The organism is Sporomusaceae bacterium, assembly GCA_031460455.1.
Classification (GTDB): domain Bacteria; phylum Bacillota; class Negativicutes; order Sporomusales; family UBA7701; genus Anaeroselena.
This window is the reverse complement of the sequence record JAVKTQ010000002.1, coordinates 171,341-194,588: the sequence shown is the minus strand read 5'-3', so window position 1 is coordinate 194,588 and position 23,248 is coordinate 171,341. Positions and strand designations below refer to the sequence as shown.

22 protein-coding genes are annotated in these 23,248 nt (G+C 56.8%); all 22 read right to left on the bottom strand.

Annotated elements, in window-relative coordinates; genetic code table 11:
- Positions 1-3: 3 nt before the first annotated feature.
- Positions 4-1,914: an asparagine synthase (glutamine-hydrolyzing) gene (asnB, locus tag RIN56_05510; protein MDR7866256.1), complete on the bottom strand. Its 1,911-nt coding sequence runs from the start codon at positions 1,912-1,914 to the stop codon at positions 4-6.
- A gap of 2 nt (positions 1,915-1,916) precedes the next feature.
- On the bottom strand, positions 1,917-2,795 hold the full coding sequence (locus RIN56_05505) for a glycosyltransferase family 2 protein (GenBank protein MDR7866255.1): 879 nt from the start codon (positions 2,793-2,795) through the stop codon (positions 1,917-1,919).
- 218 nt (positions 2,796-3,013) lie between these two features.
- Positions 3,014-4,186 (bottom strand): O-antigen ligase family protein, encoded by a 1,173-nt coding sequence (locus tag RIN56_05500; protein ID MDR7866254.1) that lies wholly within the window; start codon positions 4,184-4,186, stop codon positions 3,014-3,016.
- A gap of 25 nt (positions 4,187-4,211) precedes the next feature.
- Positions 4,212-5,243, bottom strand: a complete 1,032-nt coding sequence (waaF, locus tag RIN56_05495; protein ID MDR7866253.1) for a lipopolysaccharide heptosyltransferase II — start codon at positions 5,241-5,243, stop codon at positions 4,212-4,214.
- Positions 5,244-5,255: 12 nt separating this feature from the next.
- Positions 5,256-5,780, bottom strand: a complete 525-nt coding sequence (locus RIN56_05490; protein ID MDR7866252.1) for an HAD family hydrolase — start codon at positions 5,778-5,780, stop codon at positions 5,256-5,258.
- Complete coding sequence (gene rfaD, locus RIN56_05485; protein MDR7866251.1) at positions 5,777-6,742, bottom strand: ADP-glyceromanno-heptose 6-epimerase; 966 nt, start codon at positions 6,740-6,742, stop codon at positions 5,777-5,779. The genes RIN56_05490 and rfaD overlap by 4 nt, the downstream gene beginning before the upstream one ends.
- Entirely contained in the window at positions 6,739-7,761 is a 1,023-nt protein-coding gene (gene rfaE1, locus RIN56_05480; protein ID MDR7866250.1) for a D-glycero-beta-D-manno-heptose-7-phosphate kinase, read from the bottom strand. The genes rfaD and rfaE1 overlap by 4 nt, the downstream gene beginning before the upstream one ends.
- Positions 7,754-8,326, bottom strand: a complete 573-nt coding sequence (locus RIN56_05475; GenBank protein ID MDR7866249.1) for a D-sedoheptulose 7-phosphate isomerase — start codon at positions 8,324-8,326, stop codon at positions 7,754-7,756. The genes rfaE1 and RIN56_05475 overlap by 8 nt, the downstream gene beginning before the upstream one ends.
- A 20-nt stretch (positions 8,327-8,346) precedes the next feature.
- Positions 8,347-9,492: a glycosyltransferase family 1 protein gene (locus RIN56_05470; protein MDR7866248.1), complete on the bottom strand. Its 1,146-nt coding sequence runs from the start codon at positions 9,490-9,492 to the stop codon at positions 8,347-8,349.
- On the bottom strand, positions 9,483-10,244 hold the full coding sequence (locus RIN56_05465; GenBank protein MDR7866247.1) for a glycosyltransferase family 2 protein: 762 nt from the start codon (positions 10,242-10,244) through the stop codon (positions 9,483-9,485). The genes RIN56_05470 and RIN56_05465 overlap by 10 nt, the downstream gene beginning before the upstream one ends.
- Positions 10,207-11,268 (bottom strand): glycosyltransferase family 9 protein, encoded by a 1,062-nt coding sequence (locus RIN56_05460; protein MDR7866246.1) that lies wholly within the window; start codon positions 11,266-11,268, stop codon positions 10,207-10,209. The genes RIN56_05465 and RIN56_05460 overlap by 38 nt, the downstream gene beginning before the upstream one ends.
- Positions 11,258-12,304, bottom strand: coding sequence for a lipopolysaccharide heptosyltransferase II (gene waaF, locus RIN56_05455; GenBank protein ID MDR7866245.1), 1,047 nt, complete (start codon positions 12,302-12,304; stop codon positions 11,258-11,260). Before waaF (RIN56_05455) ends, RIN56_05460 begins: the two co-directional genes overlap by 11 nt.
- On the bottom strand, positions 12,288-12,776 hold the full coding sequence (gene rfaE2, locus RIN56_05450) for a D-glycero-beta-D-manno-heptose 1-phosphate adenylyltransferase (protein MDR7866244.1): 489 nt from the start codon (positions 12,774-12,776) through the stop codon (positions 12,288-12,290). Before rfaE2 ends, waaF (RIN56_05455) begins: the two co-directional genes overlap by 17 nt.
- Positions 12,760-13,719: a PfkB family carbohydrate kinase gene (locus RIN56_05445; GenBank protein MDR7866243.1), complete on the bottom strand. Its 960-nt coding sequence runs from the start codon at positions 13,717-13,719 to the stop codon at positions 12,760-12,762. The genes rfaE2 and RIN56_05445 overlap by 17 nt, the downstream gene beginning before the upstream one ends.
- Positions 13,720-13,789: 70 nt before the next feature.
- The gene (locus RIN56_05440; protein MDR7866242.1) at positions 13,790-15,235 is read right to left on the bottom strand and encodes an LPS-assembly protein LptD; all 1,446 of its coding nucleotides are present in this window, start codon (positions 15,233-15,235) and stop codon (positions 13,790-13,792) included.
- A gap of 161 nt (positions 15,236-15,396) precedes the next feature.
- Positions 15,397-16,311 carry a hypothetical protein gene (locus tag RIN56_05435; protein ID MDR7866241.1) on the bottom strand — a complete coding sequence of 305 codons (915 nt, stop codon included), beginning with the start codon at positions 16,309-16,311 and terminating at the stop codon, positions 15,397-15,399.
- Between the two features lie 85 nt (positions 16,312-16,396).
- A complete protein-coding gene (locus RIN56_05430; protein ID MDR7866240.1) occupies positions 16,397-16,825 on the bottom strand; it encodes a hypothetical protein in 429 nt (142 codons plus the stop codon).
- 148 nt (positions 16,826-16,973) lie between these two features.
- Positions 16,974-18,275 carry an S-layer homology domain-containing protein gene (locus RIN56_05425; protein ID MDR7866239.1) on the bottom strand — a complete coding sequence of 434 codons (1,302 nt, stop codon included), beginning with the start codon at positions 18,273-18,275 and terminating at the stop codon, positions 16,974-16,976.
- A 310-nt stretch (positions 18,276-18,585) separates the two neighbouring features.
- Positions 18,586-18,993, bottom strand: coding sequence for a pre-16S rRNA-processing nuclease YqgF (locus tag RIN56_05420; protein MDR7866238.1), 408 nt, complete (start codon positions 18,991-18,993; stop codon positions 18,586-18,588).
- Positions 18,994-19,271: 278 nt separating this feature from the next.
- Entirely contained in the window at positions 19,272-20,441 is a 1,170-nt protein-coding gene (locus RIN56_05415; protein MDR7866237.1) for an S-layer homology domain-containing protein, read from the bottom strand.
- 368 nt (positions 20,442-20,809) lie between these two features.
- Positions 20,810-22,063, bottom strand: coding sequence for a DUF3084 domain-containing protein (locus tag RIN56_05410; protein ID MDR7866236.1), 1,254 nt, complete (start codon positions 22,061-22,063; stop codon positions 20,810-20,812).
- Between the two features lie 40 nt (positions 22,064-22,103).
- On the bottom strand, positions 22,104-23,192 hold the full coding sequence (locus RIN56_05405; protein ID MDR7866235.1) for an LptF/LptG family permease: 1,089 nt from the start codon (positions 23,190-23,192) through the stop codon (positions 22,104-22,106).
- Positions 23,193-23,248: the final 56 nt, after the last annotated feature.

The window sequence follows — 23,248 nt, the reverse complement described above, 5'->3', positions numbered from 1 at the left end:
AATTTACGCCGCACCTTGGCGGTCAATGTAGATGCCAAACCATAGTTCGAGGCACAATAGACCCCATATCTGGCGCCCATAAGAGCTTTCAGCTGTTAATGCCTTACGCACATTATCAGTATTGTAAAGCCCTCGTTGGCGAGCGGCATCGCTAAGCAGAGTGTCGTAAGCAAATTCGCGAACAGGGCCTTTCTGCAGCCATTCTTTTATCGGAACCGGGAATCCCATCTTGTCTTTGCGGTTGACGATTTCCGGCGGTAGAAGATTCTTCATGACGTGAGAAAGTACGAATTTGGGTTGCCCATTTTTGAATTTCAAGGTCGGCGGCATGGTATTTGCTAAATCGACAATTCTATGATCAAGCAAGGGAACACGCGATTCCAATGATACGGCCATACTGACTCTATCTTCGATTTGCAGAAGGGCCGGTAATAAAGTGGTCTGGTCAAAATGAAGCATTTTATTTAGGTATGACGTGGTCTTTGAAGAGTTAAAGTGGTTGGAAAACTTTTCAAACATCTGCTCTTCTCTGTAGTCTGCGATCGCCTCTTCGGCAAGCAGCGCCTTCAAGTCGTGGCTGCGGTTGATAAGCCGGAAATACCTTGCATCCATCGAGTCAAAGAGGCCTTCGTCCCAGAAGTTTTTTATCATCGGAACATATTGTTTCAGCAATGGCAAACTGGCAATTATATTGCTAAGAGTGACTACATGGCGGCCTTCTTCCTGTGTCTGATAAATCGAGCCCTTTATACATTGCTCCAGGTAAGCAACTAAGTAGCGAGCGTAGCCGCCAAACACTTCGTCGCCGCCTTGGCCGCCAAGGACGACTTTGACTTCGCCGGCAGCCTGCGAAGAGACGATATATTGCGGAAGCAAGCCTGGCCCGGCTACCGGTTCGTCGAGGTGGTAGATAAGTCGCGGCAAATATTCGACGAGGTTTTCTGCGGTTATTATTGATTGGTAAAGGGTTCCCTGCACAGAGTCAGCTACAATGCCTGCATAGTAGCTTTCGTCGTAGGCCGGGCCTTCGGCAAATTTGCCGTTAAAGCATTTCAAGCCCTTGCCGTAATGAATTGATGCCAATGACGCCACCGTGCTGGAATCTAGGCCACCGCTAAGGTAGACGCCTACAGGTACGTCGCTCCGTAATTGCTGGCGCATCGAGTCTTGCAGCAAAAGCAGAAGCGTGTCAAAAAAATACTCCTCGGTATGATAAGTATCTATCTCGTATTTCTGTTGCCAATAGAATCGTTTAATCGGATTGCTGGAGCTCGCTAAGTCCCAAAGCATGTATTGTCCGGGCTCTAGTTTACTAATTCCCGCAAATAATGTCTTATCACCAAAGCAGAACTGGAATGTTAGATACTCCGAAACCGCTTCCATATCCGGTTTTGCATTTATGCCTTTTGACTCAAACAGAGCCTTGATCTCGGATGCAAAAACCAAGCGTCCATCTGGGAGAAACGAATAATAAAACGGCTTTATCCCAAAGTGGTCGCGTGCTGCAAAAAAACACTTCCTCCTGTTGTCAAAAATGGCAAAGGCGAACATTCCCGTCAAGCGTTTGAGACAGTCTTCCTGTTCTGCTTCGTAAAGGCGTAGCAACACTTCGGTATCGGAGAATGTCTTGAACTTGAAGCCTTTACGTGAAAGCTCTTGTCGCAGTTCAATATAATTATAGATTTCGCCGTTAAATACTATCGTAATCAGGCCGTCTTCCGTTTGCATCGGCTGAGCACCGTATTCCAAATCAATTATAGCGAGCCGCTTATGGCCAAACATGAATTCATTTCCGGAAATAAATCCCTCACCGTCAGGGCCGCGATGAGCCAAGCGATTCATCATTCTGCGTACAGTGATTTCGTCGCCCTGCATTCCCGTAGAATCGCCAACAATGCCGCATACTCCGCACATATTCAGCCTCCGCCAATCCGGCATACACTACTGCGCTTCAACATACCGGGGCGGTATGCATTAACGGCATATTCCGGGTTCTTTTGATAAGTCTCGGCAAGATTACCATAAAAATAACGCCATCCACCCCAAGGCCAGTGATATAGTATCGCCATTGTAAAATACCCTAGTGTTGTGACACTACTTATCATTTTACTAACGCTAGTTTTCTTATCATATCGTAATACAAAAGGTACTTCTGCGAAGCTACAACCAAGTAACTTTAGCTTGACAATTGTTTCAAGAGTCGAAGTAAAACCTAACCCTTTCAATTGAATAAATCCATTACCAAACACCAATACTGCCGACTGAATTGCTTTTGCCCGATAAGCACGATAACCGCAAGAATATTCGCGAATTTGCGGAATATTAAACAATACTTTCATAAATAAATTGGCCAAATAACTAATGGTGGCACGGTACGCGTTTACACCAACTTGACCGCCTCCTTCCTGAAAGCGAGAAGCAATAACTACATCAAATCCCTCATCCAGTTTGTCAAGCAAGCAAAAAATATAACTCGGTTCATGCGTATCATCACAATCCAATCTTACAATACTGTCCATCGGGCTACATCTCGCTGCAATATACTCAAAACCATCTCTTTCGGTTTCGCCAAGACCTCGATTGATACAATGGGTAACTACGTCGAGGTGAATACTTTGGGCAAGTTGATCGAGTATTGCCTGAGAGTTGTCAGTACTTCCATCATTAACAACAACAATGCGATATCTACGTCCTTGATCATTAAATACTTGGTGAATCTTGGGCAATAGGCTTTTTAAGGCTACCTCCTCATTAAATGCGGGTAGCATTATCCACGTAACTGGACTCTCAACCATATTACTTTTCCTCTCCTGGTTTCTTTACTACCGAGCTATTAGTATTCTAGTTTATTCGACATATACTAAGAATAACCTCCAACTTGTTCTGTGGAGCCCCTAAGAAGAAGGATTCTTAATACTTGGCGAGATCAATCTAAACCGCCGAGCTAATTACAGGCTTTCTTTCGATTAAGCCATAGCTTCTTATTCATAGCAAGCGAATATCCCCCAGGTGTTTACTTTATCTGGAACAAATTACTCACGGCCAGCCCGATAATGAACCAATAGCTGTACATAATCGTCGGGATGCCGAGAATATAGTCGAACATCCCGTGAAGCAGGAAGTCGGTCGTGCACAGGAAGGCGATCAGCGCCCAGCTCCGCGTCGCCACTTGCCGCATCTTAACAGCCGCGTTCTTCAGGATCGTAAAAAACAGGAAGAAGTAGGCTATTCCGCCGATAATCCCGCTCTCTGCAGCTAATTGCAGCACATTGTTGTGTACGTGCCCATACGGTTTATATTTGCGTTTCTCCTCTTCCGCCGGCGACATCGCCAGCGCCGGCAATGTCGCCGGGCCAACCCCCAGTAGCGTGTGATCCTTGAACACATTAACCGCGTACTGCCACATCACTATTCTCTCGCGATTTGATCTAAAGTTGGTATCTGTTATCGTATGCAGGCGGGCATTAAGGCTGGGTGTGTATGCGAAAGCAAGCGCGATTGTCAGTAACATTGCGCATACAATTGACGTCGCTTTGATACTTTTTTTGCCGTTAATAATCAGACTTATTATTACATACAACACACATGTGACAACCACCGTCACCCATACCGCCCGGGTGCCGTTGAACATCATCGCTGCCATCGCCGCCGCCGCCGCTGTGAGGAAAAGCAAGCGCTTCGTGCTGGCCGTGTTTTCTTCAAGACCCTTGACCAGCAGCACCGGTATCATCAGCCCGACGATGCCGGCGAAGTCCATTACACCCCGCAAACCATTAACCCGCCCCACACCATGTAAACCCTGCCAGATGACAATCGCTGAGCCGAGAAGCATTGAGCCAGCCATCAAGAGAGTCGCCTGTTCGCAAAGCTTCCGTTCCCTGACGAATGCCACGACAATAATCAGCGGCAAAAATTTTACGGCGGTTAAACCTATAAATGTGAAACTGGCTGCTTTGTCGCCGGAAAATGCCGCCGCCACTAGAAGCGCGGCGAAGAAGACCAGCACCGCTCTCTGGAGGTTTTTATCCGGCAATATGGGGAAAGGCCGCCAGGCGTAACGGACTATCGCAGCCACGGTCAGCAGCCAGACAACAGTATGAATGCCGCCGCGGGTAAAGCCCATCACGGCGGCGAAGGCAAGCACCAGATATTTGATAATGGCATCCAACCGGGCGATTGCTGGCATTTTACCTCTCCCAATACACAACCGATTACTTGTTTTTCTCGATAATTTCTAAGGTCGCTGCGAGAATCTTGTCGACGCTGATGCCTGTCATGCAGTGGAGGGTGTCGCAGTGGTGCTCGTAGCACGGGTGGCAGTCGGCGTCAGATTTGATGACGACGCTTTTGTCGTTGTAAGGTGAGAAGCCCGTGACCGGGGATGCGCCGAATATCGATACCAGCGGCACGTCCATTGCCACGGCGATGTGCATCGGGCCTGAGTCGTTGGTGACGAGGGCGGCGCATTTTTTAAGCAGCGCCGCAAGTACCAGCAGGTTGACCCGGCCGGTAAAGACGGTCAGCTTGGGATGGCCGGCATTGCTCATCAGCGCCACCGTTTCCCGGACTAGCTCGACATCCATCGGCCCGCCGAAGAACGCAACTCCGTAGCCTGCGTCGAGCAGCCTGTCGGCCAGGTCGGCGAAATATTCCTTCGGCCACCGCTTGGTCGGCCAGCTCGCTCCGCTGTTCAGGCCTACTACCGGCGTTCCGTCTGTCCCGAATTCCTCCGTCCACAGCCGCGCGGCCTCGGCTTCGGCGGGCTCGTCCAGCCACATCTCGATGCCCCGGTCGTCAATCGCCGTAATTCCCAAAGCCTCCCGCAGTACGTCGAAATGAGCCTCGACCTGATGCTTGATCCTTTTGCGGTTTTCCATCACCTTGTCGAACAAGACGTGCGGTCCGAGGGTCGAGTAGCCGACGATCTTGTCCGCCCCGCTCAGCCCGGCCAGGAAAGACGCCCGCTCGTTGCGATGCAGGTTGATGACCAGATCGAACTTTTCCCGTCTGATTTCCCGGATTAGTTTTATGTAATTCCACAGTTTGTCGTGATATCCTTTTTTGTCGATGGCGATCAGTTGATCGATGTTCTTGTTATATTTCACCAGGTCGGCGATTTTGGCGTCGGCGAGCAGGGCGATGCGGGCCGCCGGGAAATTGCTCCTGAGTGTCCGCAGCACCGGCGTGACGAGCAGCAGGTCGCCGATGTGCATGAGGTTGATGACGAGAATCTTCTGATACAAGTTTTTTTCACCCTATTCCCGGATAGCATTCGATGTCTGAAGAAATTCGGCCAGATTTCCGGCGGCGAACTTATAGCCCTGTATTCCCGCTGCCGCGGCTGCTGCGATATCCGAATCCTTGTCCCCGATCAGGAAGGACTTCTCCCGGTCGATTGCCCATTCGGCGAACGCGGCCAGTATGAGTCCCGGCAATGGCTTTCGGCACTGGCAGGCCGTGACGTATTCAAGGGCCGTGCCCTCGGTATAGTGGGGGCAATAATAAAACTTGTCGATACGGGTGCCGTGCCTGGCGAGCTCACCGTTCATCCAGTCGTGCAGGCGGATTACGTCTTCCTCGCCGTAGTAGCCGCGGGCGACTCCGCTCTGATTCGTCACCACGAATACAAGATAACCGCGGGCGTTAAGAAGTTTTACCGCCTCGATCGCGCCCGGTATCCATTCAAATTCCTCGCTGCGGAACAGATACCCCTTGTCGACGTTGAGCACGCCGTCGCGGTCGAGGAAAGCTGCCGGCCGCCCAGCTTCGGCCCCCGTCACCGGCTCAGGTAGCCGCCGGTTTCGAGGTACCGGTAGTAGTCGGCCACCGCTGCGTCGAGGTCGGTGAAGAGCTTATCGTAGCCGGCCGCTTTGAGCTGCGTAAGATCGGCTTCGGTGAAGTTCTGGTATTTTCCTTTGAGCGTCTCGGGGAAATCGATGTATTCGATCTTCCCGCCGCCGAGAGCTTTGACCGTGGCGTTGGCAACCGCGTTGAACGTGTTGGCCCGACCGGTGCCGCAGTTGAAGATGCCGCTTTGGGTTGGGTTGTCGTAGAAAAACAGGTTGACATCGACGACGTCTTTTACATAGACGAAGTCCCGCTTCTGTTCGCCGTCGCCGTAGCCTTCGGTGCCCTTGAACAACCTGACCACGCCGTCTTTTTTGAGCTGGTGGAAAAAGTGGAAGGCTACCGAGGCCATGCGCCCCTTGTGGTTTTCCTGCGGCCCGTAGACGTTGAAGTACCTGAGGCCTACGATCTGCGCCGTCGCGCCCGCCATCACCCGCCGCACGTAGCGGTCGAACTGGAGTTTGGAAAAGGCGTACACGTTGAGCGCCCACTCGCATGCGGGGTTTTCGCTGAAGCCGTTTTCGCCGCCGCCGTACACCGACGCCGACGAGGCGTAGATGAAGGGGATGCGCCGCCGCTGGCAGAAATGCAGCAATTCTTTGCTGTAGACGTAGTTGGTATCCATCATGTACTTGCCGTTGTATTCCATCGTATCTGAGCAGGCGCCGTCGTGGAAGACGGCCTCGACCGTCTCGCTGTCGTATTTCCCGTTCATGAGCGCCGCGAGAAAATCATCTTTGTCGATATAGTCCTTGATATCGAGCGCCAGTAGATTTTTGAACTTCTCTCCCTGGCTTAGGTCGTCGACCACCAAGATTTCTTCATGTCCGCGGGCGTTAAGCCCCTTTACGAGGTTGCTGCCGATGAAGCCTGCGCCGCCTGTTACAATGATCATTGTCCCGCCTCCTTCCGCTGGCGCCCGCCTTCGCGTTCTACGGCGCCCAGCAGTTCGTCCCGCTTGACGGCATAGGTGCCGAGTTTGCCGACAACGATGCCTGCCGCCAGGTTGGCCAGGTGCGCCGCGTCGATAAGTTCTATTTTGGCGGCCAGGGCCGCGCCCAGCACCGCCGCTACCGTATCGCCGGCGCCCGAAACGTCGAACACTTCCTGGGCGGTGGTGGATATATGGACGGCGTGTTCGTCGCTGAGCACGCTCAGCCCCTTCTCCGACCGGGTGACGATGACATTTGCGATGTTATACCGTTTTCTTACCTTGTCGGCCAGGGTTTTAACCGCCCGGTCGTCGTTGGCTGGTTCGGCGCCGGCCGCTTCGCCCAGTTCTTTGAGGTTGGGGGTTATGTACCTTGCTCCGGCGTACTTTCGCCAGTTGAGGCCCTTGGGATCGACGATCAGCGGTACACCGCCGGCTGCGCATTCTCTGACGATATGCTGGCAGAGCCGCTGGGTGCAAAGTCCCTTGGCGTAATCTGATACGATCACGGCCTGGACCCGCCCTGAGCTGACCGCCTGGCTGATGAAATTTTTCAGGCCGGTTTCCGCTTTGCCGCCGACCGGGTGGCTATCTTCGAAATCGAGCCGCAGCATCTGCTGGTGACCGCCCAGTACCCTTAGCTTGGTCGTGGTCGGTCGCCCGTCGGTCAGCAGGCCGCTGCCGTCGATGCCGGCATCCGTCAGCAGCCCGTCAAGTCGCCGGCGGGCTTCGTCTTCGCCCGCCAGGCCGGCCAGCAGCACTTTGCAGCCCAGCCTGGCGAGGTTGTTGGCCACGTTGCCCGCCCCGCCAAGGGTGGCATGCTCGTGGGTGACGCGGGTGACAGGCACGGGAGCCTCGGGCGAGATACGCTTGACTTCGCCGAAATAGTAGCGGTCGAGCATCACGTCGCCGACGACGAGGACGGCGATATCGCCGATGCCGTTATTGAGGAGGTCGAGAATCTTCCCGTTGTCGTTAAACACCGCCGGCCTCCTCGTCGACAAGCTGGCAGGCGATATGGCCGATAAGGGCGTGGACCTCCTGGACCCGTGCGGTGACGTCGGCCGGCACTTTGATGCACAGGTCGCAGATCGCCGCCATTTTGCCGCCGCTGCGCCCGGCGAGGCCGACGGCGACCGCTCCGGCCTCTTTGGCCGCCTGCAGCGCTTTAATGACATTGGGACTGTTGCCGGAGGTGGACAGGCCGACAACGACATCGCCCGCCTTGGCCAGCGCTGCCACTTGGCGGGCGAACACGGCGTCGAAGCCGTAGTCGTTGCCGACCGCTGTAAGGATGGAGGTGTCGGTGGTCAGGGCGACGGCCGCCAGGCCACGGCGTTCCTTCTGGAAGCGGCCCACGAATTCGGCCGCCAGGTGCTGGCTGTCGGCGGCGCTGCCGCCGTTGCCCATGAAGAAGATGCAGTTGCCGTTTTTGACCGCCCGCGCGAGCAGCGTCCCCAGTCGTACGATATCGTCGAGCAGTTGGCCGCGGGTTGCCGCGATCGCCTGTTCATGTTCGTCGAAAACGGCTTCGGCAACTTTTTTCATCGCATTTTCATCCACTATGCTCACCTCTGGTTGCTCTTCGCTATTTTGATCAGGTCTTCGGCCATCTTTCCCGGGCCGTAGTCGGCGTTGATGCGCTCAAGCTCCTGACGGTAAACCGGGTATTTGTCGTCGTAGGTTGTCACGAATTTTTTCAGAGCCGCCAGCAGCGAGGCGTTGTCCCCGGTGGCGAACTGGACGCCGATATCGTAGCGGTCGAAAACGCCGGGGGACATGTTGTCGGCAACAACCACCGGCTTGTGGAAGCCGATGGCGGTGTACAGCATCGCCGACGGCTGGTAGCGGAACCGCTCGGCGGCGTACGGCAGGATCAGGGCGTCAACTCCCAGAATCGCCTCCTGCCACTCCCTGCCTATCAGCGCTTTGTGCAAAAAGACTATCTGCTTGTTATCACGGTATTTGGCTATTATCCGGTCGAAGTCCGCGGTGTCGGAAGGTTCGACGGTCGCTCCCTGCACGAACAGTTCAACGTTGGGCGGGAAATTGGCGGCCACAAACATTTCCAGGAAAGCGTCGAGGTTTTTCTCCCGCCGGTATTGGCCGAAGAAACCCAGCCTTAACTTGTCACCACTCCGGCCTTTTCGCCATTCCGGCACATCGCGCGGAATGTAGACCGGCGGTTTAACGCAGTAAACATTGTCGGGCAGCCGGCCGAAGATGTTATCCTCGGGAGTGAGCACGGCAATTTTCACCGCCGGGTATTCCGCCAGGCTTTCCGTATATTTGAAAAAGTTCTCTTCGTCTCGAGGCATGATGCCGTGTAGTATAAGGATGACGTTGAGCGGCGCCTTTTTCAGCCTTGTCTTGACCAACGAACGCAGGAAGCGGAAACTGGCCGTCGGCACGATAACAGCGTCGAAGGCCTTTTGCTCGGCAAGGTCATAGAGGGCGTTGTACCAGCGGAGGCGGTTGATCTCGCGCTTAGCCGCGTACCATATCTTGGCAAGCCGCCCGACGCCGGCGTAGGTCACTCCTTCTCCCGGAAGGTAGTGAACCGGCACGCCGTATTCATACTGGAACTTGTGTTTTTGGGGAACGTAGAACGCGACTTCATGGCCCATGGCGCGGAATTCTTCGATACAGATGCGGTCGAATTCTATTTCGTGGCCGCCGGGGGTCATGATCGATTCGAAAAGCGCTATTCGCATATGCTTTTACCCTGCGCTTTCTTCATATAGTAAAGCTTGACGTATTTGGTCATTGTGTAGAAAAAATGGCACATGGCCAGTATGAAGCCCAGACTGCCGTCCCGCCAGCCCGACTGGAAGATATAGACCCGCAGGAAGGCCCACCACGGGCGGAATACGATGTGGAACATACCGCCCCGCTTGCCCTGCTCGTGCATTTTGCGGGCCATGAGGGTGGTGTAGCTGTTAAATTTGACGAAGTAGCGGTCCCAGTCGGTGTATGTATGGTGGGTCATGACGCCGCGCAGCCTGCGCTTGGGGAGGGTGACGGCGGCCTGTTCGTGCACCACCCCTTCCCAGGAAACGGCGGAGCGGGGATAGAAGCGCAGGGAGTAGTCCGGCCGGTAGCCGCCGTGAAGGACGCGCTGGCCGAAGGCGTAATTGTGGCGCAGGATCTCGTACGCCGCCGGTTCGCCGCTGTCCGCCGTCCGGCGCAGCTCTACCGCCAGGGCAGGCGTTATCCGTTCGTCGGCGTCGAGATACATCACCCATTCGGCGTCGGTCTGGGTGAGGGCGAAGTTGCGCTGCGTCCCGAAGCCGTCGAATTTCCTGGTGACGACTTTGGCGCCCAGTTGGCGGGCCAACTCGACCGTCCTGTCGGTGCTGCCGCTGTCGACAACGACGACTTCGTCGGCAAAAACGGCGCTTTCGATGCAGGGAACAATGTTTTCCTCTTCATTGTAAGTGAGGATGAGGACAGCCAGTTTCGGCACAATGAACCTCTCCCAACAGCGCCTGTGCAGCCGAAATGACCCGGTCGGCGCTCAGCGCATTGATACATCTGTTATCGCCGCAGGCGGCCCTGCCCCAGCAGGGCGAACAGTCCGTGGGCGCTTGAAGCACTATGTCGCGCGGCCCGCGTGGGCCCCAGACGTGGGGGTCGGTCGGGCCGAACAGGGCGACGACCGGCGTACCTACGGCCTGGGCGATATGCAGCGGCGCGGTATCCACGGTGACCATCAGATCGGCCTCTTTGGTGAGGGCGGCCAGTTCCCCTAACGTAAGGGCACCGGGAAATACCTGCGCTGCCTCGCCGGTTTCCTGATTTATTTTCGCCAGCAGCGCCTCTTCGGCTTTGCCGCCGACGAGGCAGCAGTCCGCTTCGGGCGTGAGCGCCTGTATAAGTGCAGCGTAGCCTTGGGTCGTCCAACTCTTATGCGGATAACTGCCGGCCGGACAGATTAGGACTAACTTCTTGCCCGGTCGGCGGCGAACCTTGTCGCCGAGAGCGGCCGTGTCCCGCGGATCGATGTCGAGCGCAAGACTGGTGTCGGCGGTGGTTACGCCGAGCGGTTTGAGAACGTCGAGGTAGTTTTCGGCCTCATGCCTTATCACCACCCTTTTTGCGCTGGCGGTGTGGGTGAGGAACAAGCCGGCGTGCTGGGCATCATAGCCGACCCTGGTCGGGATGCCGGCAGCCCAGGCCAGCATAGCCCCGCGGGGGGCGAAGTTGGTCGTCACCGCCAGATCGTAGCGCCGGGCTCGCACCTGGCCGACGAGCTTCAACAGTTCGCCGATTTTCTTATGCTGCCCGCGCTTGTCGTATTCGATTACGTCGTTTATGTATGGATTGTGGCGGGCCAACGGCGCGGTCAGGGGGATAACCATCATGTCGATGGCCGCGCCGGGGAAGGCTTCGCCGAGGGCGCGGGCCACCGGCGTCGAGAGCAGTACGTCGCCGATGAAGGCCAGGTTGATTATGAGAATGCGTTTGACGGTCTGCGGGTCAACGGCCATTGAGCAGACCTCCCGCCGCCTCGTAGACCGCCTCGACGGTTATGCCTGCAAGGCAGTCGAGGCCTTTGGGGCAGGCCCGCCGCCAGCAGCCGGCGCATTCCTGCGCAGTCACCAGCGCTTTATGGCCGTTGCCGTACGGGCCGTTGCGGATGGTGTCGGTAGGGCCGTGGAGGGCGACCACGGGTGTAGCCAGAGCCGCGGCCAGGTGCATCGGCCCGGTGTCGCCGCCGACCAGGACGCGGGCGTTTTTGATGATGTGGGCGAGCTGTTTGAGGGAGGTTTTGCCGGTCAGGTCGACCGGCGGCGTTGTTGCCGCGGCGGCTATTTCCGCCGCCAGGGCGGCGTCGCCCGGGCCGCCGCTGACTACGGGGACAAGGCCGTCCTGCCGCAGCTTGTCCGCCAGGGCGGCGAAGAGGGACGGCGGCCAGCGTTTGTTGGGCCAGTTGGCCCCCGGAGAGAGGACGACGTAGGGCTGGGTGAGGTCGAGGCCGGCTTTCCTGGCTGTCGCCGCTGCGGTCAGCTCTTCCTCGGCGGTGATATTAATCGGGAATACCACCTGTTTAACTTCACAGCCCACCGCTCGTGCGACATCCAGGTAGCGTTCGACGATATGCCCATGCTGGTTGGGGCCGCAGACCCGCCGGCTGAGACGATCGCTGAGTTCGCGGGTGTTGCAGTATACGTAGCGCTCGGGCGCTCCGCTCAGAAAGGCGATGGCGCCGCTCTTGAAGAGCGCCTGCAGGTCAAGGGCCAGATCGAAGTGTCGTGACCTCAGCAATCGAACGAAGGCGGGGGCGTAGTCTCTGAAGCCGGACAGTTTTTTCAGCCGCGGCTTGTCGAAAATGATTATTTCGTCTATGCAGGGGTTGTTGGCGAGCAGGTCGAAGGAGGGCTTCTCCACCACCCAGGTTATGCGGGCGGCGGGAAAGCACTGCTTCAATGCGTAAGCCACCGGCAGGGCGTGAACCACGTCGCCGATGGCGCTGAGCTTGACGATGAGAATATTCTTATAGGTGCGGTCAGCTTTGGGAGCCAAGAGAAGCCGTCTCCTTTATCTTGCCGATGATATTGCTCGACGACCTCCCCGGCACTTCGGGGACGAGTACGGTACGGCCGCCGTAGGACGATACTATCCGGGCTTCGGGAAGATCCTCCAGGCGGTAGTCGCCGCCCTTGACGTAAATGTCGGGTTTGATTTCGGCCACCAGATCCTCGGCCGTCCGGTCGTCAAAAATAACTACATAGTCAACAGCGGCCAGCGCGGCCAGCACTTCGGCCCGGTCGTCCTGGCAGTTTATCGGCCGGTCGGCGCCCTTGAAGCTCTTAACCGACCTATCGCTGTTGAGGCCGACAATCAGCCGGTCGCCCAACGCCTTGGCCGCGGCCAGGTAACGGACGTGGCCGGCGTGGAGGATATCGAAGCAGCCGTTGGTGAAGACGACTGCGCGGCCGGATGCTTTAAGGCTGGCGGCAATATTTTTCGCTTCGTCCCTAGCGATGATTTTCATGGTATACTCCCACCGCCTCGCGCAGTTCCGCCGTGGTCGTCGTCGCCGTGCCCGGCTTCTTCACGACGATGCCGGCCGCGATGTTGGCCAGCCTGGCTGCCTCGACATACGAAGCGCCCGCCGCCAGGGCCAGCGCGGCGGTGACGACGGCCGTGTCGCCCGCGCCGGTGACGTCGAAGACTTCGCTCACGTTCGAGACCGGGATATGGGTTACTTTGCCGCCGGCCTCGAACAGACTCATACCGTCCGGCCCGCGGGTCAGGAGAATCGCGCCGGCACGCATTTCCGCCAGCATCCGTTTGCCCGCCTCTTCGAGGGCGCCTGCGGCGTCAAGTGTCTTGTACCCAAGCGCGGCCGCTACTTCGGCTTCGTTTTGTTTTACTACCGTTGCTCCCGCAAAAGCGAGGATGTTGTAGCGTGAGTCGACGATGCAGGGGATGTCCCGGCGGCGGCAGGCCGTTATAATCAGGTCGCGCACCGCCGGTGACAGCGTCATGCTGCCGTAGTCGCTGATGACGACGGTAGCCATGGCTTCTATGTGGGTGCCTATATACTCGAGAAGGCGGCCCTCGATGACGGAGCTCATGCTATCCTTAGACTCGCGGTCGATGCGTACAATCTGCTGCCTCACCGTGGCCAGGCCGCCAGCCATCACCCTGGTCTTTGTTATCGTCGGCCGGGTGGGATCGATGAGGAGGCCGGCTGTGTGAACGCTCTTGCCGGCCAGGATGGCGGCAAGCTCCCGTCCGGCCGCGTCGTCGCCGACCACGCCGACGGCGAAGACGTCGCCGCCGAGGGTGGCGGCGTTGTGGACGGCGTTGGCGGCTCCGCCCGGTACAACCGTTTCGCCGCCGTGCTCGAGGACCAACACCGGCGCTTCCCGCGAGATGCGGGAGATCTTGCCCTCCAGGTAGACGTCGGCCACCATGTCGCCGATGACCATGATCCTATGGCCAGACAGGTTGTCGATGAGGGAAAGGGCATCTGCTTCCAAAGGATCCGCTCTCCTTATGTTAAAACTTCGCCAGGTTTACCAGCCAAATCCATTCGCTGCGTTTGATGCGGTAGGTTATTGTCGCCTGCCAGCAGTGGAGGTTGCGGTACCAGGTGACGTCCTGGTCGTAGACGCTGTTGTTTTTCACATCATAGGTTTGCACAAAAGAAATTGTATTCAGGCGGTCGAACGTATAGCTGAAGCCGAGGTCGAGTTGGCGCCCCAGCGCGTTGCTGCCGTAATCGAACAACGAGTAGTTGTTCCTTATATAGTGGTATGCTTCCCAGGTGGTCAGCTTGGGGGACCAGAACTGGTAAAGCGTCGCGTCGTATCTCTGGATATTTGAAGTGCTGCTGTTGTAGCTTTCATTGACCCGCTCAAGACCAGTCCCGAGGATAAGTTGGTGTTTTTGGCTGAACTTGATGGGATCGCCGGTGAAATACAGGTAGTAATCCTGATGCCAGCTCGTCTTGCTTGAATCGGTCCACTTGCCGTAGATGGCGTAAAAATTGTAGCTCACCGGTAGCTTGCCAAGGCGACGATTATAATAATCGAAACGGAACTCCGGCTCTTTCTTGATCAAATAACTGTTACCGTCCCGGAATTCGCCCTGGATCACGGATATAGCATAGCGGGGCTCGCGGTCGAAGACGCCGAAGGTTGGTTTAAAGCCGCGCTTGCTGTAATAGGCTAAGTCTACGAACGCACCCACGCTGCTGGTATCGGAGTTGTATATCGGGTACTCCAGGTTCTGGGCGATCCAGACACCGTCCTTGCTGGAGTAACCTATCCGCGGGAACTCGCTCTTGTCGTCTTTGAGCGATTTCTGATACTTGGGGGTGGAATATATTAGCGTGTTCTTAATCCAAAATTTAGCGTTATAGGCGACCATTTTATCGCCAGGCCATATCTCTACCTTAGTAGCGCTGACGTGATAATCCGGCACTTTGGCGGGGCACATTGTCATCGTGCCATTTGTGATGATGTATTCCCCGGGGAGAAACTCTACCGTTTCTCCGACCACAAAATCGCGGCCGATTTTTCCGGTGGTTTTTTGCATCGTCCCTGTCTGTTTGCCGTAATTGTAGTTTATCTGCGAACCGTCGAGCGCAACCCCCGGTTCGTTGTAATTAGCCTTGTCGTCGATCCATATCTGGTTTTGCTTGGCGTTGCCGCGGATCAAGTCGCCCTTTAGCTTCGTCTTGTCCTGGGTGATGGTTACCGCACCCTTGGCGAACATGGCGCCCGTCAGGTCGCTGAAGTATATTTCCTCCGCCTCGATAACAATTGGGCCATTTTCCTTTTTTTTCGCGACCTTGGCTTCCGGTTCCTTGTTCGCGGTAGCCAGAATATCGCTATTGGGCAGGTATTGATACAGATTTCCGGCGGTCTCGGCGGCGGCGGCCGTCAGCGGCGGCACAATAATCAGCGCCGCTAGGAGAACGCCGCCTAGGAATTTTTTCATTTTTGGCATGTTTTTCTCCTATATTCCAAATGTTGTCTATATTATCTCCAATCTTAAAGATTATTCTACAAATGTCCTCTATCTCCTGCCCATCGGGGCCAGGCAATACCAGGCAGAAACGGGAAAAGGCCGCTCTGCGGCCTTTTCCCGTCCATGCTTCCTTATTTTGCCTTTATACCGTAAACTTCGTCGTCGGCTTTGGTTTGGATGTAGAGCATCGTCCCGGCCGGTATTGTGATGTCCTGGCCCTGGACAAAGGCGCCGCCCACGATGCCGATCGGGCCGAGGACCACGAGGCCGGCGACCGTCGCCCCGGCGGCTTTGGCCATCGATTTGGTCTCTTCCTTGGCCTTCTCGCCCAGCAGTGTTTCAAGGTTAGTGCCGTCAATCGCCACGATGCTGTCGAACGCGATCTCCAGCTTGGCGTCGCGGCCGAAATTCTTCGCCGGCTCGACCTTGGTCACCTTGCCGGCGCCGGGAGCGCCTTTGCCGATCACCAGCACTCCGCCTACATAGACGTCTTCGGCCGCCTGGAAGGCGACCGCGTCGCCAGTGCGGCTGCTCTTGGTGTCGAGCGGCGTGACAAGCTTGATCTGCACCAGGCTGTCCTTGACAAGGCTGGCATTTTCGACTGCGACCTGACCGGCGGGGAAGGCCAATTGGACCAGTTTGGTCAGCCTGCCGTCAAACGAGCCTTGAGCCACGCTGCCGAACATCACCCGCTCCAGATTTTCGAGCCGGGCTTTGGCGGGCTGGCTGGTGATATCATGGGACAGCATCCATTCCACGGCGTTAAGCTTGATGGTAAAAGACGGCATCACCGCCGAATTCTCCTTCATGTACCCGTAGACGCGGTCCATCTTGGTAATCAGGGCGTCGTTGGTCTCCCGGCCGTACATATCTCTCTCGATCTTGGCCGCCCGCTCGACGAGCGAGCCGGTCTGCTCCGCCCCGTAGAGGAGCTTCTCCACCGTAGCCGCCTTGTCGAGCACCGTCAGCTCGGCGCCGCTTTGGGCGGAAACAAGGCCGGAGAGGGCCAGCATCACGATTAGGGTGCAGATCAATATCTTGCGCATCAGTCTTCCTCCTCACTTGTACTGCCACAATATTTCGTGGCGGAAAAGGAAATATCCTGCCGCGTGGCGACAGGATATGGATTTTTTAGATGCGGACGTCAATCATCGCCGACACGCCCACTCCTTGCACCCTTGAGAAGTTGAGCGGATTTTTGCTGTCGATGGGGATGAGGGCCTTGACGCGGAGCTGGCTGTTGAAGTCGGCCTCGACCTGAACGGCGGCCTGGGTTTTATCCACTAGGTCCTGCGGGCCGGTTATCTGAGCGGCCCCGACATAGCCGCCGCTGCCGAGGGTGATGATGGGCACCACCTTGGTGGCGTAGTTGCTGTTGGCATTGTGCTTGGCGGTCAGGGCGTTGATGAAGTTGTTGAGCGGGCCGGCGAAGCGGTCTACGATGAAGGCGACGCCGCCCACTTTGAGGATGTCGCCGAGGTTGATGGCCTGGGTGACGGGGACGGCCGCGACCGACATGAGACAGAACACGAGCAAGCTAACTATAATACGTTTTTTCATTTTTGTCACACACCTTCCCGATTTTGTTATATATTTATTTCGCCGTCGTCTGTCCTGTTCCTGCCAAAAAGGCAAAAAATTGTCGCGATCCAACCAGTGACGCATAAAAAAAATAGACCGTGCCTCGCGGCACGGTCTATCAGGGTAATTAGAAGATGTAGTTGAACTGGATGCGGGTACGGCTGGAGCCTTCGCCGTTGAAGTATTTTGCTCCGGTAAGAGCATTCTTCATATCCCACTGGTAGATGGCTTCCATGGTGACGTTCTTGGCCAGGGTGTAGTAGTAGGAAACGTCATAGGATTTAACGTTGGTGATAACGAGGTAGCCGCCGGTGAAGGCGAGGTCGTTAGCGCCATTTTCCATCTTGGTGTACTCGATGTGAGCCTGCCAGGTGCCGGGAACGGCGGCTTTCATCTGGCCGTACTGCAGACGGTAGACTACGCCTTTCGGAGCAGAGCCGTTGTTCATAGCTTTGGCCTGAGCAGCGGTGTTCTTCCAGTAGTCGGCTACGAAGGCCCAGTCTTTGCCGAGGTTAACGGTGGTGCCCACGCCGAAGACGTTGACCCAATCGTTAGCGCCGTTCTGGTTGTCTTGGTTTTTCATGAACCAAGTCTGGGCTTTAACCTGGCTGTCGAATTTGTAGGCCAGGTTGGCGTACATAACGTTGCCAGGGCCAGTGCCTACGGCCCAGGTATTGAACGCGGAGTAGTAGTTGGTGGCATTGACGTCAGCATAGCCGAAATTGAAAGCGGCTTTGCCTTGCTTCCAGGTCAGCTCGACGCCGTCGAAGCCGCCGGTGGTGCCGGCGTAGTACGTGGTTTCGCCAAGGTTCAGGCTGTAGCGGCCGGCTTTGAGGTCAAAGTTCGGCATGAAGCCTTTCATGGTCAGGTTGGCGTCGGTGATGACGTTGCTGGCAGCGGTGTTGTAGGTGCCCATGGTGTTGTGGTTGAGGACCATCCAACGGCCATAGAAGCTGGTGGTGTCGTTGACGTCAGCTTGGGCAACCAGGCGGAAACGCTGGGCGAAGGACGGGTTGGCAGCGCCTTTGTCCTGGTGGATGTAACGCAGGCGAGCGTCGCCGCTCATCTTGATGGTGGAGGCGTTTTTCTCGAGTTTCGCAACGCGGACGCCGAGGTTGTTCAGTTCGGCGGCGAACTCGACGGCCAGTTTGTCGATGAGGGCCTTGGTCTCAGCATCGGCCTTCTCGGACTTGGCCATAGCCTTGGCAACTACCTGAGCCATTTCGTAGCGGGTCATGGTGCGGTCGCCGCGGAAGGTGCCGTCGCCATAGCCGTCAACTACGCCGGCTTTCGCCAGCTTAGCAACTGCGCCGTAAGCCCAGTGCTTAGCAGGTACGTCAACGAAGGGGTTCGCCGGAGCGGCGAACGCGGTGCCGGCGATGCCGAGCACGAAAACGAGGGCGAGAAGAGTAACGAGAGTTTTCTTCATTTGTTTTCCTCCTTAGGTTTTTTGTTTTTTTGATGAGCCCTAAGGATGGGAAACTTGAGTATCCTTGTTGCCTCAATATTCCCTTGTCAGAGAGCTCATATCCTACGCCTACTTCAAAAACCGCTCCCGGGAACCTAAGGTACACCCCCTTTCTTCCCCGTCGGCTCTCTTCGGCGAGAGGACCATATGGATGATCGGCCCATAGTATGTGCCAATCGTTGGTTGACTATGCATGATATTCTATATCAAGCACCATATTCCTGCCTAGTTTACGGAAATTACAGAAATTATTTTGCTGAATTGTCAAAAATCACTGGCGGAAGTACCTTTCGGCGATGATGACGGCGACATAATCGTCCACCGGCACCGGCGGCACCCTCAAGGTGACCGGCACCAGCCTGGCCAGACCCCGCGGCGGATTATCGCGCCAATAGCGGGCGCGGGCCTCATCGGTGGAGCGGTGCTCGTCGACCAGCCTGACGGTCAGTTCGCGGCCGCCGGGACGGAGCGCGGCCATAGCGGCCATGGCGTCCTTGCGCCCGGTGCGGTCGCCGAGGACGACGGTGCCGATAGCGTGCCGCTCGGCGAGCCCGGCAACGACCGCGGCCATCTCGCCCGCCGGCACGACGCTTTTCCACTGCACGCCCTCCAGGCGGCTGACGACGGCGACGCCGCATTTGTCGCGGCCTGGGTCGACGGCGATGACGGCATCGGTCATGGTACAACCTCCTATGCTTGTATGATATTTCTCTTTAAGTAAGTTTATTCCTGCAAAAGGCGTTCTTTGAAAATTATGGGACGAGGACAAAGCATGAGGCCGTTCAGAAAGCCCCAGATGCAAGGCGCACCGGAAGAGCGCTTGCTTGCGTACTCGAACGTACGCAAGCAAGCGCTCTGAGGAGCAACGCCGCAGATGGGGCTTTATCAACGGCCGAGAATATAAAGAAGCCGCAGGGGTTATACCCCTGCGGCCTAGACTAGTCAGGACCGATTCAATTAGAATTTGACGTTGACGGTGGCGCGGACGTTCTTGCCGGCATTCTTGATGTCCTGGTAGAGAACGTTGAAGTTGGTGTTCTTGGCCAGGTCGGCGTTGTATTCGTATTCCATGCCGGTTGCCTTGCCGGTGGCGTTTGCCACGCTGCGGAAGTCGCTCAGGATGCCGCCGGTCGATTTGAGGTTGAGGGCCGATTCAAACGGTACGGCGTTGGCTTCGACGCTCTTGTAAGCGGCGCTCAGGCCGGTTTTGCCGAGGATGGCCTTAACCTGGTAAGCCTGGGCGTTGGCGGATTCGTTCTTGGCGTATTCGCCGGCCACTTTCAGGCCGGAGAAGAGGTTGAAGCTGGTGCCGGCGGCGTAGTAGTCGTTGTCGTTCTGGTTCAGGTAGGACACGGAGAACGGCAGGGTGGCGAGGTTGAAGGAGTATTGGCCGCCGTAGGTTTTTACCAGTGCGGTGCCGTTGTCTTCTTTGCCGCCGAAGGCCATGAATCCGCCTTCGCGCACGCTTACGCCGTTGAGGATGGCGGTTGAGCCGGCGCCGGCCAGCATGCCCTGGCCGAGGTCGTAGTCCTGGCGGCCGATCTTGGCGCCGATGCCGAGCAGCTTGGTGCTGACATAAGCGTTGTCGATCGATGCGCTGGCGTTGCCGGCGCCGAAGGAAGCCGAGCCGCTGGTAAAGCGGGCGTGGAGGCTGGTGACGTCGTTGACCTTGGCGGTGGCGCCGAGGCGGACGCGGTATTCGGTGGAGTCTTTGTCGGTGGTGTTGTCGGCGTTGTCGGCGTTGTAGTAACGTACACGGGCGTCACCGGAGAATTTGACCATGTTGTCGACCTGGTTCTGCAGGCCTTCGACTTTTACGCCGAGGTTGTTGAGCTCGACGGCGTATTCCTTGGCCAGTTTGTCGACGATGGCTTTCTGGTCGGAGTTGAGGTCCTTGTTCATAGCTTTGGCGACGATCTGAGCCATTTCGTAACGGGTGATGGTCTTGTCGCCGCGGAAGGTGCCGTCGCCGTAACCGTCGACGATGCCCGCCTGGGCGAGTTTGTTCACCGCGCCGTAAGCCCAGTGCTTAGCGGGAACGTCGGTGAAAGGATTGGCGAAAGCAGGAGCGGCGAAAGCCACGGTGAGAGCGGTAGCGATAGCCACTTTAAGAAGTCTCTTCTGCACTTGAAATCCCCCTTGCGTTGATTGTTTTGCGCAGGTGGCGAACCACCGGCCGGCTCGGCGCATTTGGCAAGGAGGGTGTCATGAGTGACCGTGTTTCCTCATACCCCTTTTCCCGCCGCATCCGCGTGAGCGAGCCACTGCCGCTTTCGGCAGTCTTTAGTTTACATAATTCGATGTTTCTTTTTGTAATCCTGCCTGGCGCCAGGTTGTAATTGTTGGTATAACCGGGTTTCCAGGCGCTGACTACTCAGTCACATCTGGCCAAAAAAATTATGATATTAACATAATTAATTTGGTTATGAGTAATGTTTCGCCACAAACGAAAGGAATCCTGCCTAATTGGCAGGATTCACGGTCGGTATATTATGTCAATTGGTTGCTTCCCGCACCCTTATTTCGATCTGCAACGGCCCGGAGGTGTGGATGTCCGCCTTGGTGACGGCCGACAGCTCCACGCGGCCGCCGACCCGTTTGACCTTGTTGACGGTATCGAAGAGCTGCGAGCCGCTTATGACCCCTACCGTCCCCTGCAGCGGGTCGGGCAGGATGCCTTTGACGATCGCCTGGGCGTTGACCTTCTGCAGGAAGAGGAGGACGACGTCTTCGGCCTGTTTGCCGTTGTCGCCGGCGTCCGCCGTTTCGGCGAAGACCGTCTGCCCGGCTGTGTAGACCAGTCTGTTGGGGAAGAGCTCGATGCGGCCGATGACCGGCTCGCCGTAAATGGTGTTGCCCATGGCGAGAATGCGGACGATGACGTCTTCCGGCGTCGAGGCGACAAGCTGCACCGCCTGGTCGAAATCGGCCTTGGCGATCCACAGTACTTCGATATTCTTGTCCTGTACGCCCAGCCGGCTCAGAACGGCCCGGTTGGTGGAGTTGATGATGCCCCCGAGAATCTCCTCGGTTTCCTTAACCGGTTGGCCGCCCTTGGTAACGGCGGTTGTCAACACCTCGCTGGCGCGGAAGACGACCACGCCTTCGCGGACAGTCTGAATGCCCTGCCGGAGGTTGGCGGTGAGTTCGTTCAGCCGGTCGACGTCGCTCTGGAGTGCGGTTTTGGCTTCGTTGAGCGACGCCACGCGGGCGTCGAGTTCGGTTTTGGTCGCCTGCAGGACGTCGATTTCCTGCTGGGCCTTTGTCAGGTCGCCCTTGGCATGGGAGTAATCCCGCTGCACCTTCTCCAGGGCCGCCGCGGTGCGGTCGCGCTCGGCGTTGACAGTGGCGAGCTGTTCGGTGACGCTGGCAAGATTGGCCATCGTTTCGTTGATTTTGACGGTAAGGGTCGAGTATTCCTTGGTCTTCGCCTCAAGGGCGGAGCGGCTGGCGTCAAGCTCGACGCTTTTGGCGGCAACTTCGCGGGAAAGGCCGGTCAGTTCTGCCTTGAGCGCCTCCATGCCGAACAGGGCGGTCCGTACGTCACGGGAAGAGACGCTCAGTACGCCCAGCGTCATACCCGCGATGATGATACCGGTCACTATCGTGAACAGAATCGATGTGTGTTTGGGCCTCAGGCCGAAAACGGTAAGTTTGCGTTTGCCCACTTTGCTGCCTAGCCAATCGCCGATATAGGCGATAATTCCGCCCATGATGGCGAGGACGGCTATGAGGGTGAGACCGAACATAGGCTGAACCTCCTCTCCCGGATACTCAGATTGTAGCCGCTTACTGCGAGGCTTTGCGCACCAGGTAAAGGCCGGCAACGATGCCGACTATATTCGGGAACCACGCGCCCAGAACCGGCGGGATAGCGCCCCCCTGGCCGAGCGCGGTCGTTATCGTCATGATGGTGTAGTAGATGAAGATGATGATTATGCTCAGCCCCAGGCCGATGGAGGAGCTGGAGCGATGAGGCTGGAGGCCGAGGGGCGTGCCGATAAGCGCGAAGACTAAGCAGGCCATGGGAATTGCCAGACGTTGGTGGAGTTCTGTTTCATAGACGCTGGTTTTGACGAATTCGCGTTTGAGGGTGTTGATATGAATCTTGAGTTCCTTGATGGACATTTCCTCGGGTTTTTTCTGCTCGCGGGCGATGGCTCCCGGCGTTTTTTCCACCGGCATGAGCTGCTGGACGAAGTGCATCGACCGTTCGAGGCGACCTTCGGGGGTGAGGTCGTGGACGATCCCGTTGTACATCATCCACTGGTTTTTTTCCCAGATCGCTCTTTCGGCGTTCTCGACCCGCACCAGTCTGTCATTTTCGAATTCCTGCACGGTGACGGCGTTCATGGTGCTGTGCTCTTCGTCGAATTTGCGGGCGTAGGTAAGGCGCTCGATGGTGCCGCCTTTGACGTCCTTGATAACGATGTGCTCTTGGGAGCGGGGCCGGGTATTTTTTTCGATCTCGTAACGCACGATATGGTTGTATGCCTCGTTAGACGCCGGCACGACCAGTTCGCTGAACGCCACCGAAAAAATGCTGACAAAGAAGGCCACGATGAATACCGGCGTCGCCAGGCGATAGAAGCTCAGTCCGCCCGACTTCATGGCCGTGATTTCGCTCGAGCCTGACAGCCGGCCGAAGGACAGCAGCGAGGCCAGCAGCATCGACATCGGGAAGGTCAGCACGATGATGCTGGGCAGACTGTAGATGAACAACCTGACGACCGGGCTGAACCCGGCGCCGAATTTAGTTATATATTGGGCGATCCTAAAGAGGGTACTGGTGCCGATAAAGACGCTGGAGAAGGCGCAAACGCCGAAGATAAAGGGGCCCAGCAGTTCTTTGAGGATGTACTTGTCCAATATGCGCATGTGACGCTCCTAGCGGGCCGCGGAAAAAGCGTTGGCGGCCAAAAGTATATGCAACA